We start from the raw sequence: 428 nt of genomic DNA on the forward strand, positions 1-428 counted from the left end.
TCACCCGACACCGAGGACACCAGGCCCCAATTCCTGCGCGACTTTTTCCCTCGCCGCCCGATTCAGCCCCAGCCCCCACGCCACATCACCACAGCGCGACACCGCAAGGGGTCACCTGCAGCACGTCTGGAGGGCTTGCTGCGCACCTTGGGCCAGGCCCAGGAAGGCCAGCGCAACACCGTGCTGCGCTGGACCGCCTGCAGGGTGGGAGAAATGCTGGCAGGTGGTGAGCTGCCTGACGCATGGCGTGCTGCTGCTGCCCTAGAAATCGTGGCCACCTCCATTGGGCTGACGCCCAGGGAGGCCAGGGCCACGATCCGCTCAGGCTTCACCACCTACGGGGTGAGCGAGTGAGCAGACTGCCAGATTTCCAGCACCTGGCTGCGTTCACCATCGGCGCTGAGGGTGAGGACCAAGACACCGAGGAC

Annotated in this window: 1 protein-coding gene; it reads left to right on the plus strand. The window is 66.1% G+C overall.

Annotated features, from left to right (window positions below):
• Positions 1-354 (plus strand): hypothetical protein (locus tag M3149_RS22810; RefSeq protein ID WP_251711633.1); only part of this gene is annotated, 354 nt, incomplete at its 5' end.
• Positions 355-428 lie beyond the last annotated feature (74 nt).

The sequence above is a fragment of the Hydrogenophaga intermedia genome (assembly GCF_023715105.1).
Taxonomy (GTDB): Bacteria; Pseudomonadota; Gammaproteobacteria; order Burkholderiales; family Burkholderiaceae_C; genus Hydrogenophaga; species Hydrogenophaga intermedia_A.